15 protein-coding genes are annotated in these 16,690 nt (G+C 64.5%); all 15 read right to left on the minus strand.

What is annotated here, in order from left to right; translation table 11 throughout:
- Positions 1 to 231: 231 nt before the first annotated feature.
- The 15 genes from ppc to rpe all read right to left on the minus strand — a co-directional run bounded on the left by ppc (position 232) and on the right by rpe (position 16,667).
- Entirely contained in the window at positions 232 to 3,054 is a 2,823-nt protein-coding gene (gene ppc, locus J1M86_RS16345) for a phosphoenolpyruvate carboxylase (protein WP_075838676.1), read from the minus strand.
- A gap of 57 nt (positions 3,055 to 3,111) precedes the next feature.
- Positions 3,112 to 3,345 carry a preprotein translocase subunit SecG gene (gene secG, locus J1M86_RS16350; protein ID WP_075838675.1) on the minus strand — a complete coding sequence of 78 codons (234 nt, stop codon included), beginning with the start codon at positions 3,343 to 3,345 and terminating at the stop codon, positions 3,112 to 3,114.
- A gap of 170 nt (positions 3,346 to 3,515) precedes the next feature.
- On the minus strand, positions 3,516 to 4,301 hold the full coding sequence (tpiA, locus tag J1M86_RS16355) for a triose-phosphate isomerase (RefSeq protein ID WP_206510660.1): 786 nt from the start codon (positions 4,299 to 4,301) through the stop codon (positions 3,516 to 3,518).
- 3 nt (positions 4,302 to 4,304) lie between these two features.
- Positions 4,305 to 5,516 carry a phosphoglycerate kinase gene (gene pgk / locus J1M86_RS16360; RefSeq protein WP_206510661.1) on the minus strand — a complete coding sequence of 404 codons (1,212 nt, stop codon included), beginning with the start codon at positions 5,514 to 5,516 and terminating at the stop codon, positions 4,305 to 4,307.
- 4 nt (positions 5,517 to 5,520) lie between these two features.
- Positions 5,521 to 6,540 (minus strand): type I glyceraldehyde-3-phosphate dehydrogenase, encoded by a 1,020-nt coding sequence (gene gap / locus J1M86_RS16365; RefSeq protein WP_075838672.1) that lies wholly within the window; start codon positions 6,538 to 6,540, stop codon positions 5,521 to 5,523.
- 130 nt (positions 6,541 to 6,670) lie between these two features.
- Positions 6,671 to 7,654, minus strand: coding sequence for a DNA-binding protein WhiA (gene whiA, locus J1M86_RS16370; protein WP_206510662.1), 984 nt, complete (start codon positions 7,652 to 7,654; stop codon positions 6,671 to 6,673).
- A complete protein-coding gene (gene yvcK, locus J1M86_RS16375) occupies positions 7,645 to 8,715 on the minus strand; it encodes a uridine diphosphate-N-acetylglucosamine-binding protein YvcK (RefSeq protein ID WP_083667545.1) in 1,071 nt (356 codons plus the stop codon). The genes whiA and yvcK overlap by 10 nt, the downstream gene beginning before the upstream one ends.
- A complete protein-coding gene (gene rapZ / locus J1M86_RS16380; protein WP_206511084.1) occupies positions 8,712 to 9,602 on the minus strand; it encodes an RNase adapter RapZ in 891 nt (296 codons plus the stop codon). The genes yvcK and rapZ overlap by 4 nt, the downstream gene beginning before the upstream one ends.
- Before the next feature lie 50 nt (positions 9,603 to 9,652).
- Positions 9,653 to 11,842 (minus strand): excinuclease ABC subunit UvrC, encoded by a 2,190-nt coding sequence (gene uvrC, locus J1M86_RS16385; RefSeq protein ID WP_307786661.1) that lies wholly within the window; start codon positions 11,840 to 11,842, stop codon positions 9,653 to 9,655.
- A gap of 48 nt (positions 11,843 to 11,890) precedes the next feature.
- A complete protein-coding gene (locus J1M86_RS16390) occupies positions 11,891 to 12,346 on the minus strand; it encodes a PH domain-containing protein (RefSeq protein WP_075838671.1) in 456 nt (151 codons plus the stop codon).
- Positions 12,343 to 12,840 carry a 6,7-dimethyl-8-ribityllumazine synthase gene (gene ribH / locus J1M86_RS16395; RefSeq protein WP_075838670.1) on the minus strand — a complete coding sequence of 166 codons (498 nt, stop codon included), beginning with the start codon at positions 12,838 to 12,840 and terminating at the stop codon, positions 12,343 to 12,345. Before ribH ends, J1M86_RS16390 begins: the two co-directional genes overlap by 4 nt.
- On the minus strand, positions 12,837 to 14,114 hold the full coding sequence (locus J1M86_RS16400; RefSeq protein ID WP_075838669.1) for a bifunctional 3,4-dihydroxy-2-butanone-4-phosphate synthase/GTP cyclohydrolase II: 1,278 nt from the start codon (positions 14,112 to 14,114) through the stop codon (positions 12,837 to 12,839). The genes ribH and J1M86_RS16400 overlap by 4 nt, the downstream gene beginning before the upstream one ends.
- A 119-nt stretch (positions 14,115 to 14,233) precedes the next feature.
- Positions 14,234 to 14,854, minus strand: a complete 621-nt coding sequence (locus J1M86_RS16405; protein ID WP_075838697.1) for a riboflavin synthase — start codon at positions 14,852 to 14,854, stop codon at positions 14,234 to 14,236.
- A gap of 65 nt (positions 14,855 to 14,919) precedes the next feature.
- Entirely contained in the window at positions 14,920 to 15,990 is a 1,071-nt protein-coding gene (gene ribD, locus J1M86_RS16410) for a bifunctional diaminohydroxyphosphoribosylaminopyrimidine deaminase/5-amino-6-(5-phosphoribosylamino)uracil reductase RibD (protein WP_206510663.1), read from the minus strand.
- On the minus strand, positions 15,990 to 16,667 hold the full coding sequence (gene rpe / locus J1M86_RS16415) for a ribulose-phosphate 3-epimerase (RefSeq protein WP_206510664.1): 678 nt from the start codon (positions 16,665 to 16,667) through the stop codon (positions 15,990 to 15,992). The genes ribD and rpe overlap by 1 nt, the downstream gene beginning before the upstream one ends.
- Positions 16,668 to 16,690: the final 23 nt, after the last annotated feature.

Consider the following 16,690-nt stretch of genomic DNA (forward strand, 5'->3'; position numbering starts at 1 on the left):
GTGGTACAGGTGTCGCGGGCACTCCCCCGCCATCATGGCGGCTGACCCGCCCACCCCGACCTCGACGCCGGCAGCTGCGGTACGCCGTCCCGTCACGCCACGCTTGAACACTGTTCGCGCATTGCACCATCTCGAGAGCCCCCGTGCGGTCGATTCACCCTTATCTGATCTGACGCCGCGGGGACCTGTGCGGTTCCCGCGGCGTAAAGATCACACCGCACGAGAGGTGAGCTACCCGCTGTTGCGAAGGGCAGTCGCAAGGCCGTTCATGGTGAGCAGGATTCCTCGCTTGACTCGTTCGTCCTCGTCGCCCGCACGGTAGCGGCGCAGCATTTCCACCTGCATCTGGTTCAGCGGTTCGAGGTACGGGAACCTGTTGTGCACCGACCTCTCCAACGCCGGATTGTCCTCGAGAAGCCGCGAGAACCCGGTGATCCTCAGGTACATCTCGATGGTTCTCGCGTGCTCTTCCTCGATCATCCGGAAGATCCGTATGCGCAGCTCTTCGTCCGGCACCAATTCGGCGTAACGTGCGGCGATCCCCAGATCGGACTTGGCCATCACCTGTGCCAGGTTCGAGAGCACGGTCCGGAAGAAGGGCCACTTCCGGTAGAGCTCGGTGAGCTCGGCAAGCTTGGCGTCGTCGCCGTCGACCCATTCTTCGAACGCAGACCCTGTCCCGTACCAACCGGGCAGCATCACGCGGCACTGACTCCACGACATCACCCAAGGAATCGCACGGAGGTCGTACACCGAGTTGGTCGGCTTCCGCGACGCCGGGCGACTGCCGATGTTGAGCTCGCCCACCTCCGCCACCGGTGTAGACGTCCGGAAATACTCCACGAACCCGGGTTCTTCGTGGACCAACCTGCCGTACGCGGCACGCGCCTTCTCCGCCAGTTCGTCGAGCACCGCATACGCGGGCTCGGCGCTGTCTCCGAGACCCTCGACGTCGAGCAACGTGGACTCGAGCGTTCCGGCCACGAGCGACTCGAGATTGCGGCGCGCCATCGACGGTTCTGCGTACTTGGCAGCAATGATCTCGCCCTGCTCGGTCAACCTCAGCGAACCTTGGACCACCCCCGGAGGCTGCGCAAGGATCGCGTCGTAACTGGGGCCGCCACCGCGACCGACGGTGCCGCCGCGGCCGTGGAAGAGCCGCAATCTGATTCCGGTCTTGCGTGAGGCCTCCAGCAAGTCCAGCTCGGCACGGTAGAGCGCCCAGTTCGCTGCCAGGTAGCCACCGTCCTTGTTGGAGTCGGAGTATCCGAGCATGACCTCCTGATTCATGCCGCGTCCGGCGACCAGTGCCCGATAGACCGGGACATCGAGAGTCGCAACAAGGGTGTTCGCGCCCTGCTGCAGATCCTCGATCGTCTCGAAGAGCGGAACCACACCGACCGTCGAGGTCGGCGCGGACCCGTCCGCACCCGGATCGAGAATGCCCGCTTCCTTGAGCAGCACCGCCGCTTCCAACATGTCGCTGACCGACTGGCACATGCTGATGATGTAGTTCTGAATGGTCTCCGGCCCCAGGTGATCGATTGCGATCTTGGCAGCACGAACGATCCCCAGCTCTTTGACGGCCAACTCGCTCAGTTCGGCGTCAAGCGCGACGAGCGGTCGCCGCGTGGACAACTCCTGGGACAAGACAGCCACCCGCTCGTCCTCGTCCAGCGACAAATAGTCGGCATGTACCCCGGCCCAGGCCAGCATTTCCGCGACCACGATCTCGTGGGTTTCGGAGTTCTGCCTCATGTCGAGCGCCTGCAAATGGAAGCCGAAAGTTTCGACCGATCGACGCAGCGAGAGCAGTCGGTCGTCGGCGATCAGCGCGTCACCGTCCGCCCGCAGCGCCCGGTCGAGCGTGTCGAGGTCGTCGAGCACTTCCTGGGGTGTCGAATACGGCGTCGATCCGATTTCCAACCCGGCCACCGGAACCGAGTCGAGCACGGAGGCCGCGGTAGCGGTCAGCCTGGCTCGGACACCCCGTACTGCCACCCGGTACGGCTCGTCGTCTCGCTTGTCGTTCGGATCACCGGAATGGCTTGCAAGCGTGAGGAGTTCGTCTGTGACGGCAACGAGCCGAGCAGACATCGACAATTCCTTCTCGAGCGCGACCAGCTCCTCCAGATAGTGCGAGAACGCAACGTGGCCGGCCTGATGGGTTGCCGTGTGGACAACGTCGGCCGTGACGTTCGGATTGCCGTCGCGATCGCCGCCGATCCACGATCCTGGGCGCAGAATCGGCCTGGACAGCAGGTCTTCCTCGGGCCACCGCTGGCGTAACGCTGCGCGTACATCGGCGTTCAGGGCGGGGATGACCTCGAACAGTGAAGTCTCGAAGTACCGCAGCCCGACCTCGATCTCATCCTGAATTCGCAAGCGCGACAGACGAATCAACGCTGTTTCCCACAGCGTCAGGATCTGTCGCCTGATCTGAACATCGACGGCGGCGAGTTCGGTGGACGCGAGGCCATTCGACGTCGCTGCCGCCACCTCCCGGCGACGCATCAGTTCGGTGATCTTCGACTGGACGTCGAAGATCGTGCGCCGACGTGTCTCAGTCGGATGGGCGGTGATGACCGGCGAGACCAAGGCGTCGGTCAGACCTTCGACCACCTGCTCACGCGTGAGCGCGGCAGCGTCCAGCTTGAGCCACGTGGCATCGATACTGCTGTCCTGCGGCGGGTCCTCGCGCTGCAGATGTATCGCCCGACGACGCTCTCGGTGAAGGTCCTCGGCGAGGTTCGCGAGCAGGGAGAAGTGACTGAATGCGCGGATCAATGGAATCGCGCTTGCGATCTCGAGGTCGGCATAGATGCCGAGCGAATCGTCGCGACCGACCTCGGCGCGGCGCACTGCGAAAGATTCGACGCGGGCGCGTTCGATCAGATCGAAGACATCCTCGCCCTCGTGTTCGCGAACGATATCGCCGAGAATCCCGCCGAGGTAGCGAATGTCCTCGCGCAGTGGCTCCGTCAGCTCCCGGCCCCGGGTCGTGGGAGTGACGAACGCGGGAGATCCAGCCGATTCGGAAGGGGTTTTGCTCATGTGACGATTATCGTCGAACATCTACCCAGGCGCAGTCCGGGACCGACCCCTATCGGGTCAGGAGTACTTGATCTCCAAGCCGATACCGAGAATTGCGATCAACCACACGACAGCGGTGAAGACGGTGAGACGGTCGAGGTTCTTCTCCACCACGGTGGAGCTGGAGAGCGACGACTGAACACCACCACCGAACAGGCTGGACAGGCCACCTCCCTTGCCGCGGTGCAGCAGCACCAGCAATATCAGCGCCAGGCTGGTGATAACCAGCAGAATATCCAGGAACAGTGCCATATCCGCCTCACATCGATTCAGCTCACAACCTGTGTCAGCGTACCCGTACGACGAACACTGCCGCGCCACCACCTCGGGGGTGACGGCGCGGCAGGTACGACGGGCACGTAAGAAGCAGTCCGATTCGGTACAGCTTCTCAACGCAGCAATGCTGCGTCAGTGCATGTCGGTCAGGGTAGAGGTCCGCCGGCAGCAATGGCCGACAACGTCGCGAACTGGTCCGCCTGGAGCGACGCACCTCCGACGAGCGCGCCGTCCACATCGGGCTGGCCGACGATCTCGCCGACGTTCTTGGCGTTGACCGACCCGCCGTAGAGAACACGGACGCCTGATGCGACCTCGGCCGATGCGAGAGTCTTCAGTTCCTCTCGGATCGCCGAGCACACCTCCTGCGCATCCGACGCGCTGGCGACACGGCCGGTACCGATTGCCCACACCGGCTCGTACGCGATGACGACCTTGGCGATGTCCTCCACGGAGAGCCCACTCAGCGATCCGCGTAGCTGCGCCACGTTGTAGGCAACGTGCTCCCCCGCCTCACGGACATCGAGTCCCTCGCCGATGCACACGATCGGAGTGAGATCGTGCTTCAGCGCGGCCTTCGTCTTGGCGAGGACGGTCGCGTCGTCCTCGCTGTGGTGGGTACGACGCTCCGAGTGTCCGACGACGACGAACGTGCAGCCGAGCTTGGCGAGCATGGACCCGCTCACCTCGCCGGTGTATGCACCCGAATCGTGTGCCGAAAGGTCCTGGGCGCCGAAGGTGAGCAGTAGCTTGTCACCCTCGATCAACGTCTGGACGCTACGGATGTCGGTGAACGGGGGGATGACGGTCACATCCACCTTGTCGAAGTACTTCGTGGGCAACGAGAAGGCGATCTTCTGCACCAACGAAATAGCTTCGAGGTGATTGAGGTTCATCTTCCAGTTGCCGGCGATGAGCGGCTTACGTGCCATTTTCTAGCCCTCCAGAGCTGCGAGACCGGGAAGCGCCTTGCCTTCGAGGTATTCAAGCGACGCGCCACCCCCGGTCGAGATGTGGGAGAAACCGTCGTCCGGCAGTCCGAGCGCTCGAACGGCCGCCGCCGAGTCACCGCCCCCGACAACGCTGAACGCGCCCTTCGAGGTGGCCCCGACGATCGCCTCGGCGAGCCCCTTGGTACCGGCTGCGAACTTCTCGAACTCGAACACACCCATCGGGCCGTTCCAGAACACCGTCTTCGCCGCGCGGAGCACCGTTCCGAAACGGTCGACCGACTCCGGACCGATGTCCAAGCCCATCCACCCGTCGGGGATCTCGTAGGACGGCACCGTCTTCGCCTCCGCGCTCGCGGAGAACGAATCGGCAACGACGACATCCTTGGGGAGATGGATGACGTCACCGAACCGCTCCAGCAAGTCCTTGCACGTGGGGATCATGTCCTCCTGCAGGAGCGAGGTACCGACCTTCAATCCCTGTGCCGCCAGGAAGGTGAAGCACATGCCGCCACCGATGACGAGGGTGTCGACCTTGGGCGCCAGGGCCTCGATGACCGCCAGCTTGTCCGAAACCTTCGAGCCGCCGAGGACGACCGCGTAGGGACGCTCGGGGGTCTCGGTGAGCTTCTTCAAGACCTCGACCTCGGTGGCAACCAGACCGCCCGCGTAGGACGGCAGCAACTGCGCCACGTCGTACACGGACGCCTGCTTGCGATGCACCACACCGAAACCGTCGGAGACGAATGCGCCCTCGCCGTCGGTCAGCGCCACCAGCTCGGCAGCCAGCTGCGCGCGCTCGTCGTCGTCCTTGCTGGTTTCGCGAGCATCGAAACGGATGTTCTCGAGCAGCAGCACGTCTCCGTCGGTGAGACCCTCGGCCCGCGCCTGAGCGTCCTGACCGACGACATCGCCGGCCAACTGGACGTGTCGACCCAGGAGTTCACCGAGCTTCGACGCGACCGGCGCCAAGGAGTACGCGGCGTCGGGCTTGCCGTCGGGGCGACCCAGATGCGCGGTGACGATCAACTTGGCACCGGCATCGAGCAACGCCTGCAGTGTCGGCACCGACGCGACGATCCGGCCCGGATCGGTGATCACACCGTTCTCGATCGGAACGTTGAAGTCCGAACGAACGAGCACCGGGCGACCGGAGACGCCGTCGTCGATCAGGTCTTGCAGAGTTTTGACTGCCATGTGATCAGAGAGACTTTCCGACGAGACCGATGAGGTCGGCGAGGCGGTTGGAGTAGCCCCACTCGTTGTCGTACCAGGACACGATCTTGACCTGGTCGTCGATGACCTTGGTCAGGCCCGAGTCGAAGATCGAGGAGTGGGGATCTGTCACGATGTCGGACGAGACGATCGGTGCATCGGTGTACTTGAGGATGCCCTTCAGCGGGCCCTCTGCAGCGGCCTTCATCGCGGCATTGATCTCGTCGGCGGTGGCCGACTTCTTCAGGTTCGCGGTGAGGTCGGTGACCGAGCCCGTTGGGATCGGCACGCGCAGTGCGTAACCGTCGAGCTTGCCGAGCAGCTGCGGGAGAACCAGGCCGATTGCCTTCGCTGCACCGGTGCCGGTGGGAACGATGTTCAGCGCGGCGGCACGGGCGCGACGGAGGTCGGCGTGCGGAGCGTCCTGCAGGTTCTGGTCCTGGGTGTACGCGTGGATCGTGGTCATCAGACCCTTGACGATGCCGAACTCGTCATCGAGGACCTTGGCGATGGGGCCGAGGCAGTTGGTGGTGCACGAGGCGTTGGAGATGATGTTCTGACTGCCGTCGTACTTTTCGTCGTTGACGCCCATGACGATGGTGATGTCCTCACCCTTGGCCGGAGCCGAGATGATGACCTTCTTGGCGCCGGCTTCGAGGTGTCCCTTGGCCTTTGCGGCATCGGTGAAGATTCCGGTGGACTCGACTACGACGTCGACGCCCAGCTCGCCCCAGGGAAGCTCGTTCAACGGGCCACGGTGCGCGAGGGCCTTGATGCGCTGGTCGCCGACGACGATGGTGTCGTCACCGTCGAGCGAAACCTCGTACGGCAAACGGCCGAGGATGGAGTCGTACTTCAGCAGGTGAGCGAGCGTCGCGTTGTCGGTCAGGTCGTTGACAGCCACGATCTCGATGTCGGTGGTGCCCAGTGCTTTCTGCGCATCGACCGCTCTGAAGAAGTTACGTCCGATGCGGCCGAAGCCGTTCACGCCTACCCGGATCGTCACTGTTCGCTCCTAAGTTGTTGAAAGTTGTGTGAATCAATGGTCGTGCTCAGCACGCGGGTACGTCCCCACATGCGGTTTCCACCCTAGTGGTCGAGCGGCGCCAGCGCGCGCGTCACCCGTTGCCGCACACTCACGCCTCGTCGAGCAGTTCAGCGGTGACCGCCGACTCGGTATCGGGGATACCGGTGTCCTTGGCCTTCCGATCGGCCATCGACAACAGCCGCCGAATTCGTCCGGCCACCGCGTCTTTGGTCATGGGCGGGTCTGCAAGCTGACCCAGCTCTTCCAGTGAAGCCTGCCGATGCTGCACCCGCAACGCACCGGCCGCGGCCAGATGATCCGGCACGTCCTCACCGAGTATCAGCAATGCCCGCTCCACGCGTGCAGCGGCAGCCACCGCGGCGCGGGCCGAACGACGCAGATTGGCATCGTCGAAGTTCGCGAGACGATTCGCGGTCGCACGAACCTCGCGGCGCATGCGGCGCTCCTCCCACACCAGCCTGGTGTCCTGCGCGCCCATCCGAGTGAGCAGGGCGCCGATGGCCTCGCCATCGCGCACCACCACCCGATCGGTTCCGCGGACTTCGCGCGCCTTCGCTGCCACGCCGAGTCGACGGGCCGCACCCACCAAGGCCAGAGCGGCCTCGGGACCCGGACAACTGATTTCCAGAGCTGAGGACCGGCCCGGTTCGGTCAGCGATCCGTGCGCTAGAAACGCGCCCCGCCACGCCGCCTCAGCGTCGCCGACCGTACCGCCTACGACCTGCGCGGGGAGCCCGCGTACGGGCCGGCCGCGCATATCGAGCAACCCCGTCTGGCGCGCGAGGGCCTCACCGTCCTTGGCCACACGCACCACGTAACGAGAGCTCTTTCGCAAACCTCCGGCGCTCAGGACGTGCACGTCGGAGGAGTATCCGTACAGATCGAAGATTTCACGACGCAACCGCCGTGCGATGGACCCGAGGTCGACCTCGGCTTCCACGACGACTCGTCCCGCAACGATGTGAAGCCCTCCGGCGAAACGCAGGAGCGCCGACACCTCGGCTCGCCTGCAGCTGACCTGAGTGATCACGAGCCTGCTCAGCTCGTCCTTCACCTCCGCTGTCATGGCCACGAAGTGATCCCCTCTCTGCGCGGCACATCAGTCGCGGTGTCGTCACCCGAGGTGACGATGCTACCGAGTGCCGCAGCCAGCTTTCCGAAATGATGAGCGTGAGAACCTGATTCAGCAACGTCGACATAGACGATTTCGGCTCCGAGACGCGACGCGGCCCGAGCGAGATGGTCGCGTTCGCCCCCCTGAGGCACGAAGGCAGAGTCCACCACGATGTGGTCGACTCGGAAATCAGGCGCGTGTTGGGAGAGTACGTGCAGATGCCTCTCCGCAGAGAATCCGGTCGTTTCGCCGAGCTCGGGTGCCAGGTTGAGCACCAGCACCTTGTGCGCCGTCGACCGGTCCAGCGCGGCCAGCAGTTCCGGAACCAGAACGTGTGGAATGACACTCGAAAACCACGAGCCCGGACCCAGAACAACCAGGTCGGCCGCCTCGATAGCCTCGACGGCTTCCGGTGTCGCGGGCGGCTCGGACGGCATCAACCGCACCCGACGTACCTTGCCTGGCGTGGTGGCCACCGCCACCTGTCCCCGAATGACCCTGCTGACACGCGGATCTTCTTCGAGTCCGGACACATCTGCTTCGATGTCGAGCGGAATCGGCGCCATCGGCACCACTCGGCCGGCGACCCCCAGCAGCCGCGCCGCCTCGTCGAGTGCCAGCACCGTATCGCCCAGCACCTCGGTCAGCCCAGCAAGAATCAGATTGCCCACCGAATGCCCCGCCAGCGCCCCGGAACCACCGAAACGATGCTGCATGACATCGGCCCACATTCGCGTCCGCGGCTCGTCGCATGCCAGCGCCGCCAGCGCCATCCGAAGATCCCCGGGCGGAAGCATGCCGAGCTCGGTCCGGAGGCGACCCGACGAGCCACCGTCGTCGGCGACGGTCACCACGGCTGTGACGTCCGAGGCAAGCATTCGCACCGCACTGAGTGTCGCGTACAGCCCGTGTCCACCCCCGAGCGCCACCGCTTTGAATTGCCGTCGCTCGACAGGCACCCCGTCGGCACCGCCCGGCGCCGGCTGCGCGAGTGCATCGTTGGTCGGTCGCAGGGTCATTCGCGACCCACATCTCGGTGCAGCACCCGCACCGACAGGTCATCGTGTGCATCCAGCATTGTCGCCAACGCCTCGGACATCGCCACGCTGCGATGCTTACCTCCCGTGCAACCGACCGCCACCGTCATGTAGCTCTTTCCTTCTCGCCGGTAGCCCTCGACGGTCAACCGCAGCAGATGATGATAAGTCTCCAGATAGTCCTGCGCCCCATCCTGACCGAGCACATAGTCGCGTACCGCCGGTTCGCGTCCGGTATGGGCACTCAACTCCGGAACCCAGTGTGGATTGGGGAGAAAACGCACGTCGCACACCAGATCGGCGTCGATCGGCAGCCCGTACTTGAAGCCGAACGACTGCACAGTCACCCCGATCATCACGGTGTCAGACCCGCTGAACGACGCCTCGATCTTGCGACGAAGCTGATGAACCGACATCGACGTCGTGTCGATTACTACATCAGCGACCGCCTTGACCTGCGCCAAACGGATTCTCTCCGCCGCGATACCCTCCGTGAGAGTGCCGTCCTGGCCGTCGTTCTGCAGAGGATGGCTGCGCCGGTTGGACTCGAAACGTTGAATCAACACCGCGTCGGACGCGTCGAGAAACAACACACGGTTTCGAACGCCCTTGGACTCCAGTTCCTTGACGACCCAGCCCAGATCACCGGTGAACAAGCGACTTCGTACATCCATCACCAGCGCGAGCCGCTCGATCCGTGGCTGCGACTCCAACCCCAAATCGATCATCTTCGAGATCAATTCGGGAGGCAGATTGTCCGCGACATACCACCCCAGGTCCTCCAAGACCATCGCGGCAGTCCGCAGCCCCGCACCCGAGAGCCCTGTGACCAGAGCAACCTCTATCTCCCCCGACTTCGTGCGGTCCACGCTTCCAGTCGGCTCCGGCCGCAGCTCGGTGCGCCGAACATCCGATTCGCTCACGTCACAGCCTGCCCTGTCGAAGTTGTCTCGTGCCGGCCCCCACCATCGCGAGCATCCCCGAGAAGTCGAGTCCGGTCGTATCGGGCACCATCATCCCCCACCACCGGCACAGGTGTGCCGGAACCCGGGTCGCTGGCTTCCACTACCTCCGGTACCTCCGGGGCGCCCGCTCCCAGTACCTCCGGGTCGCCCGCTCCCAGGGCCTCCAGGACGGCCTTCGCGGTGGTCGCCCCGATCCCCGGCACCTCCGTTATCTCGGCGACGCTCGCCTGCTTGAGTTTCGCAACAGACCCGAAATGCGTTACGAGCGCGGAACGGCGAGCCTCACCAAGCCCGCGAACCGAGTCGAGTGCAGAGGCCGTCATGCGGCGAGACCGTTTGCTGCGGTGGAACGTGATGGCGAACCGGTGTGCTTCGTCTCGGACTCGTTGAAGAAGGTACAAGGACTCGCTGGTTCTCGGCAGAATCACCGGGTCGGATTCCCCCGGCACCCACACCTCTTCCAGACGCTTCGCCAGACCGACCACGGCAACGTCGGTGATACCCAACTCGTCCAGCACTTCAGCAGCCGCAGCGACCTGTGGTGCACCGCCGTCCACGACGAACAGGTTCGGCGGGTACGCGAACCGTCGCGGGCGTCCGGTCTGCGGATCCAACGCGGCCTCCGGAGCCAGGTCACCACCGGAAAGGGCGTCACCCAGCGTCGACGCACCCGAATCCGCTGTGTGCCGCAGAAAACGACGACGTGTCACTTCGGCGATGCTGCCGACGTCATCGGAGCGTCCGTCGCCGGCCGCCTCTTTGATTGCGTAATGCCGGTAGTCACTCTTGCGCGGTAGGCCGTCCTCGAATACGACCAACGAGGCCACCACATCGGTGCCTTGAACGTGGGAGATGTCGATGCACTCGATTCGCAGGGGGGCCGAATCGAGATCCAGCGCCTCCTGGATGCCCTGCAACGCCGCCGACCGCGACGTGAAGTCGCCGGCACGCTTGAGTTTGTGCTGCTGCAACGCTTCTTTGGCATTGCGCTCGACCGTTTCCGCCAGCGCCTTCTTGTCACCGCGCTGTGGCACTCGGAGTTGAACATTGGAGCCGCGCAGTGCCGACAACCACTGTTGCACCTCCTCGGCATTGCCCGGCAGCACCGGTACGAGAACTTCACGCGGCACCGCGTTGGAACTCCCGTCCTCGGCGTTCGGTGACTGCACGGCCAGCGCCGCTTCCTGACCGTAGAACTGTGTGAGGAACTGCTCGACGAGAGCCGGCAGGTCCGATTGGTCGTCGTGCTGCTGTTCGATGACCTCGCCGGCCTTCTCCACCACCCAGCCACGCTGGCCGCGAACGCGTCCACCACGCACGTGGAAGACCTGGACTGCCGCCTCGAGCGGGTCGGTGGCGAAGGCAACGAGATCTGCGTCCGTGCCGTCGCCGAGAACCACAGCCTGCTTTTCGAGCGCTCTCCGCAGCGCGCCGACGTCGTCTCGGAGCCGCGCCGCGGTCTCGAAGTCGAGATCCTCGGACGCGTCCTGCATCTTCTTCTCGATCTGCCGGACCAGTTTGTCCGTCTTGCCGGACAGGAAGTCGCAGAAGTTCTCGACGATTGTTCGGTGCTCCTCGGCGGTGACACGCCCGACACACGGCGCCGAGCACTTGTCGATGTAGCCCAGCAAGCACGGTCGACCGATTTGCTGGTGCCGTTTGAATACCCCGGCCGAGCACGTGCGCGACGGAAACACCCGCAGGAGGAGATCAAGGGTCTCGCGAATCGCCCACGCATGCGCATAGGGCCCGAAGTAGCGCACGCCTTTGCGGCGCGGACCCCGATAGACGAACAACCGCGGATATTTCTCGTTCATGGTGACCGCGAGCATCGGATAGCTCTTGTCGTCCCGATAGCGGACGTTGAACCGGGGATCGAACTCCTTGATCCAGTTGTACTCGAGTTGCAGCGCCTCCACTTCCGTGGTGACGACCGTCCATTCGACGGAGGCAGCGGTAGTGACCATCTGCCGGGTGCGCGGATGCAGGGAAGCGATATCCGCGAAGTAGGAGTTCAGTCGGCTGCGCAGGCTTTTGGCCTTGCCGACGTAGATCACGCGCCCGTGCGGGTCGCGAAACTTGTAGACGCCGGGCTCGACCGGGATGGTTCCGGTTGCCGGACGATATGTAGCTGGGTCGGACACGAATTCCAGGCTAGTCGCAGCCACCGACGAGGTGCCGCGCGCAATCGATCACGACTGCGCCCCCGCGTACTTCTTCTCCAAGGAGCGAAACGCGCGGACCGCGGCCACCGCGTGATCGTTGTCATTGGCCTGGATGGCCATCACGGAGATGAACTCGTCGTCCGGGATGTCGACGCGGGCCCAGATCGCACCTTCAGGAAAAGACAGCCCCTGAACGAGGTCCCATTCGATGAGGCGCTCGGACAATATGTTGCGAACCGCAACGCCCTCTGGCCCCACGCGGATACGCGGTCGCGTCAGCAGCAACGCCAACGAGGCCATCAGCACGCCCAAACCGGCCAGCGCGATCTGGTCCGCTGTGCGGAAGTAGACACCCGTGGGTGTGATCCGCAACAGAAAAGCGACCGCAAGGTGACTGATCAACAGCACCACGGCCGTAGCGATCGCGTATCGAGCCGACTTCTTGGAACGGACCTCGAGGTCCCACTGCGCCTCGGCACTCATCGAAACTCCTGGTCCGTCCACGGCCGACGAAGGTGCTTCAGCGTCAGGGCTGTGTCGATCGCGGCAGCGGCAGCCTGAGCGCCCTTGTCTTCCTTGGATCCCGGCAAACCGGAACGGTCGAGGGCTTGCTGCTCGTCGTCGGTGGTCAGAACACCGTTGGTGACGGGGGTGCTCTCGTCGAGTGAGACGCGTGTCAGTCCCGCTGTGACCGCGTCGCACACGTACTCGAAGTGCGGTGTGCCACCACGAATGACCACACCCAGCGCAATGACCGCATCATTGGACTTGGCAAGCGCTTGCGCGACCACCGGTAGCTCGATGGCACCTGCGACTCGCACCACGGTGATGTCGGTGACACCCGCCTGCTCGACTCTTCTCTTGGCGCCCTCCAACAGCGCGTCGGAGATGGTGCGGTGCCACTGGCCCGCCACGATGGCCACTTTCAGATCGGCAGCGCCGTCGAGCTGCAGCTGGGGTTCGCCCTCGCCGCTCACGGTTTGGTGCCTGCGTCGAAGTCGGCTGCGGAGTTCACTTCGTAGTCCTCGAGTCCGATGAGATCGTGGCCCATGCGGTCACGTTTGGTACGGAGATAGGTCAAGTTCTCGGCGTTGGCGCGCAGCGGCATAGGCACGCGTTCCGTCACGTGCAAACCGTATCCGTCGAGGCCGACGCGCTTGGCGGGATTGTTGGTGAGCAGACGCATCGAGGAGATACCGAGATCGACGAGGATCTGTGCGCCGATTCCGTAGTCACGTGAGTCGGCGGGCAGTCCGAGCTGCAGGTTGGCGTCCACGGTGTCCGACCCGGCGTCCTGCAGTTGGTAGGCCTGCAACTTGTGCAGAAGTCCGATCCCGCGGCCTTCGTGACCTCGCATGTAGAGCACGACCCCTCGACCTTCGTGCGCAATCATCTCGAGTGCGGCGTCGAGTTGTGGTCCGCAGTCGCAGCGGAGCGATCCGAACACGTCACCGGTGAGGCATTCGGAGTGCACGCGCACGAGAACATCGCTGCCATCCTCGTCGGGCCCGGGTATGTCACCTTTGACCAGCGCGACGTGCTCGACCTCGTCGTAGACGCTCTGATAACCGACGGCTCGGAAGACCCCATGGGAGGTGGGTATTCGGGCGTCGGCGACGCGAACGACGTGCTTTTCGTGCTTCCTTCGCCACGCGATGAGATCGGCAATGGAAATGAGGGCGAGATCATGATCATCGGCGAATACGCGTAACTCGTCGGTCTGAGCCATCGCGCCTTCGTCTTTCTGGCTGACGATCTCACAGATGACGCCGGCCGGACGTAGGTCGGCCATGCGTGCCAGGTCGACAGCTGCTTCGGTGTGTCCCGGGCGACGCAGGACTCCGCCGTCCTTGGCGCGGAGCGGTACCACGTGCCCAGGTCGAGTGAAGTCGTTGGCGCCGGTGTCTGCGTCGGCCAGCAACCGCATGGTCGCCGCCCGATCCGAGGCAGATATGCCGGTGCCGATGCCCTCACGCGCGTCCACCGTCACGGTGTACGCAGTGCCGTGCTTGTCCTGATTGGTGGAGTACATCGGCGGCAGACCCAGGCGATCACAATCGTCACCGGACAGCGGGACACACAGGTAGCCGGATGTGTAGCGCACCATGAACGCCACGAGTTCCGGTGTCGCCTTCTCCGCCGCGAAAATCAGATCGCCTTCGTTCTCACGATCCTCGTCGTCGACGACCACTACGGCTTTGCCTGCGGCTATGTCGGCGACCGCACGCTCGATACTGTCGAACCTTGTCACGTCCTACGCTCCATACGTCCCGTTCCGCACCCTGACTCGGCAGGCGAACACACCGCGATGAGACGGCGGCGCGACCACACAGCGATGCGGATACCCCACAACAGTACTTTCCGGTATACCTACTCCGCGGCGAGGGTCTGCAGCCGCTCCACGTACTTGGCGATGACGTCGACCTCGAGGTTGACCGGTGTTCCCACCTCGGCGCGGCCGAGCGTGGTGAGGTCGAGCGTGGTCGGTATCAGCGAGATTTCGAACCAGTGACTGTTGTCACCGTCGCTGTCACGGCCGAGTCCGGACACTGTCAACGACACACCGTCGACGGTGATGGAGCCCTTCTCGACAACGTATTTGGCCACCGAGGTCGGCATGGCGATTCGTACCACCGTCCAGTTTTCGGACGGCGACCGACTCACGACTCGGCCGGTTCCGTCCACGTGCCCCTGCACGAGGTGGCCCCCGAGCCGACTGCCCAACGAGGCCGCCCGCTCGAGATTGACCCGACTGCCGATCTCGAGCCGTCCGAGACTCGACCGGTTCAATGTTTCCTGCATCACATCGGCGGTGAACGACCCCTCGGCCGACACCTCCACGACGGTCAAACACACGCCGTTGACGGCGATGGAATCACCGTGCCGCGCATCGGAGGTGACGATCGGCCCCTTTACTGTGAACCGGGCCGCATCAGCGAGTGTTTCGGCGCCGACGATCTCGCCCAGCTCTTCGACTATTCCGGTGAACATCTCTTCACACTCCTGTTCGACGAAACCGAATCGGCTCGCTGTCTTCCATGTCACGTCGCTGCGACCTATTTCGCTGGAGCGACGTCTTTCGGCGGGGCGAGGTCTTTCGGCGGGGCGGGCACCGCACTGATCACGATGTCCGAACCGATCGGCTCGACACTCTCGATCGAAAACCTCAGCGCATCGGCGATTGTTCCGACTCCCGCATTCTCCAGCGCGGATGTGCCCGATCCCAGCACGACCGGTGCGATGTATGCCACGATCCGGTCGACCATGCCTGCAGCGAGAAACGCACCGGCCAGCTGCGGACCACCTTCGACGAGCACCTCGGTATGGTCGGCGAGCGCGGCGACCACGGTCTGCACCTCGCGCGTACGCAAGAACACCGTCGGTGCCGTGGCATTGCGAATCCGGGCGTCGGCGGGGATCTCTCGGAGTCCGACCACCACTCGCACCGGTTGATGAGGGGCATCGGAACCGTCGGGAAAGCGGGCTGTCAGAAGTGGATCGTCCGCCAGCACGGTCCCAGTGCCGACGACGATGGCATCGAGCTTCGCGCGCTGCGAATGCACGTGCTCGCGCGCGTCGGGGCCGGTGATCCACTGGCTAGTGCCGTCCGCGGCGGCGCTCCGACCGTCCAGACTCGCCGCGTACTTCAGTGTGATGTGGGGCCGACCAGTGCGCTGCTTGTGCAACCAGGCCCGAAGCGGGCCGCGCTCGACCCGATCCGCCCCCACCCCCGCTTCGACGCGCACGCCTGCCTCGGCGAGGGCACGTGCGCCGCCCTCGGCCAGCGGATTCGGATCGGCGACGGCGTAGACGACTCGCGCGATGCCCGCCTCGATCAGCGCACGCGAACACGGCCCGGTTCGGCCGGTGTGGTTGCACGGTTCGAGTGTCACCACAGCCGTGCCGCCGCGCGCCGCGGCCCCAGCCCGCTGCAACGCCACGACCTCGGCGTGGGGTCCGCCGGGTGGACGCGTCGATCCCACCCCGACGACGTTTCCGGAGGCGTCGAGCACGACTGCTCCGACCGGCGGATTGGGGCTGGTTCGCCCGCGGGCGGCCTCGGACGCGTCGACGGCTGTTGCCATCGCCTCGTTCACTGTCGCCTGGTCGAGCGTCACCTCGCTCATCAGAGAGACAGGTGCCTGGATGCTCCCGCTGCCTGCGCGCGCAGAGCGCGAACCGTTGCGGCCGGGTCCTGGGTTCCGTAGACAGCCGACCCGGCAACGAAGCAGTCGACTCCGGCCTCTGCGGCCTGTTCGATGGTATCGGCGTTGATTCCGCCGTCGATCTCGACGATGAGCCTGAGCTCACCCGAATCGACCAGGTTGCGAACGAGGCGGGCCTTGCTCAGCACTTCGGGCATGAAGGATTGGCCTCCGAAGCCCGGTTCGACGCTCATCACCAGGAGAGTGTCGAACTCGCGAAGGATCTCGAGGTACGGCTCGATGGGGGTGTTCGGTTTGACACTGAGACCGGCTTTGGCGCCGGCTGCGCGGATATCTTTGGCCACCGCTATCGGGTCATCGGCCGCCTCGGCGTGGAAGGTGACGTTGTAGGCCCCTGCCTCGGCGTACGGCGGCGCCCACCGCGCGGGATCCTCGATCATCAGATGGCAGTCGAGTGGGATGTCTGTTGCCTTCAGCAGACTCTGCACGACCGGCAATCCCAGTGTCAGGTTGGGAACGAAGTGGGCATCCATGACGTCGACATGCAGCCAGTCGGAGCCGGCCACTGCGTCGGCCTCGGCCCCCAACCGTGCGAAGTCGGCGGAGAGAATGGACGGTGCGATCATCGGAGCTGCCACGAGTGAACAGCCTAATGGGACGG

The sequence above is a fragment of the Rhodococcus sp. KRD197 genome, assembly GCF_017168235.1.
In the GTDB taxonomy this organism is placed as follows: Bacteria; Actinomycetota; Actinomycetes; order Mycobacteriales; family Mycobacteriaceae; genus Rhodococcoides.

Excerpts from the sequence above, each read along its gene's own strand:
- ppc (WP_075838676.1), bottom strand. The coding sequence starts at position 3,054 with ATGAGCAAAACCCCTTCCGAATCGGCTGGATCTCCCGCGTTCGTCACT.
- secG (WP_075838675.1), bottom strand. The coding sequence starts at position 3,345 with ATGGCACTGTTCCTGGATATTCTGCTGGTTATCACCAGCCTGGCGCTG.
- tpiA (WP_206510660.1), bottom strand. The coding sequence starts at position 4,301 with ATGGCACGTAAGCCGCTCATCGCCGGCAACTGGAAGATGAACCTCAAT.
- pgk (WP_206510661.1), bottom strand. The coding sequence starts at position 5,516 with ATGGCAGTCAAAACTCTGCAAGACCTGATCGACGACGGCGTCTCCGGT.
- yvcK (WP_083667545.1), bottom strand. The coding sequence starts at position 8,715 with ATGACCCTGCGACCGACCAACGATGCACTCGCGCAGCCGGCGCCGGGC.
- J1M86_RS16390 (WP_075838671.1), bottom strand. The coding sequence starts at position 12,346 with ATGAGTGCCGAGGCGCAGTGGGACCTCGAGGTCCGTTCCAAGAAGTCG.
- J1M86_RS16405 (WP_075838697.1), bottom strand. The coding sequence starts at position 14,854 with ATGTTCACCGGAATAGTCGAAGAGCTGGGCGAGATCGTCGGCGCCGAA.
- ribD (WP_206510663.1), bottom strand. The coding sequence starts at position 15,990 with ATGAGCGAGGTGACGCTCGACCAGGCGACAGTGAACGAGGCGATGGCA.